Below are 1,089 nucleotides of genomic sequence, written 5' to 3'. Positions count from 1 at the left end.
TGGATATTTTCCGGACTGGTTAACGCAATGCCTGCCTGTGCATAAGCTAAGATGCCACTTTCAGTGAGCGTCGTTAACGCTGCTTTAAGCTGGTCCTGACTGGCGGTGTCAGCACCGTGTGCGTCGCATTGATTGGCAGCCTGTTGCAGCGCTTTGGCTATCGATAAGGCATTTTCCAGCTGGGTAATGGCGCCTTGCATATCCAGTTGCTGACCTTGCGCTTTGGGCTCGGTTTGTGTCGTCAGGTATAAGCCTTTTTCAGCCGCTATCGCCCCCCATTCATCGGTGCGCAGTTCAAACCCTTCACCCCGTAACGCTTTTTTTTGGTTGACTAAGTGTCCCAGATTGAGTTGCGTTTTGCCGTATTCGGTCGCCAGCTTGATGTGCTCCTGCCCCCGTTTGTCTTCCATGCGCAGTTTGTTATTGGTGGGGGTGCGAATCACATTGCGGTGTTTGTTTATCGTGGTCACCAGGTCAGGGTGCGCACTGTCGTGCAGGGCATGGGCGATATACGGTCGGTCCGGATTGCCGTTGGTGAAGGCGACCGCCACTTGCGTGCCGTCAATGAGCGGAAAGTGAATGCCATAGGTGCTGCCGGCATACGGTCTGGCCAGTCTTAACCATAGGCTCTCTTCCCCGTTTTTCCATGCTTTTAAGTCAAAGTTAAATTTAACCCGATAACGACCCTGTGTATCAATGTAACCGTAAGTGTCATTATCCGGACTGCTTACCCGTGCCGGCAGGGTGCCGTGCACCGTCGGCGCCGGCAGCGGTGCCGGTCGGTAAGGTTTTAAGGCGTGATACGGTATGGCGGTAAAACGCAGTTCGTAAGCTTCGGTGCGGTTGCCTTGCCCTTCCACACTTAATATTATGACGCCCTCATCAATGTCCATCCGTGGACTACCGTTAATCTGTATGCGTTGACCCGGTGTCAGATTGGCATGATTGCTTTTCCCGTGGATGACGGTTTGTTGACTGATGGCGTGTTCATGACGTATTCGCGCATACCAGTTACCACTTTCCACCGCATTGTCGTAAGGATTGTCGCTGTTATGATGGCTCTTGTCATTGTCATTGTCATTGTCATTG

1 protein-coding gene is annotated in these 1,089 nt (G+C 52.3%); it reads right to left on the bottom strand.

All coding sequences use genetic code 11. The features are described 5' to 3' along the window. Positions 1-1,025 (bottom strand): type VI secretion system Vgr family protein (locus J3U13_RS11350; RefSeq protein ID WP_267342170.1); only part of this gene is annotated, 1,025 nt, incomplete at its 3' end. Between the last annotated feature and the right edge of the window lie 64 nt (positions 1,026-1,089).

The organism is Gilliamella sp. B2887 (assembly GCF_026537015.1).
Classification (GTDB): domain Bacteria; phylum Pseudomonadota; class Gammaproteobacteria; order Enterobacterales; family Orbaceae; genus Gilliamella.
This window is presented reverse-complemented; position numbering and strand designations above follow the sequence as displayed.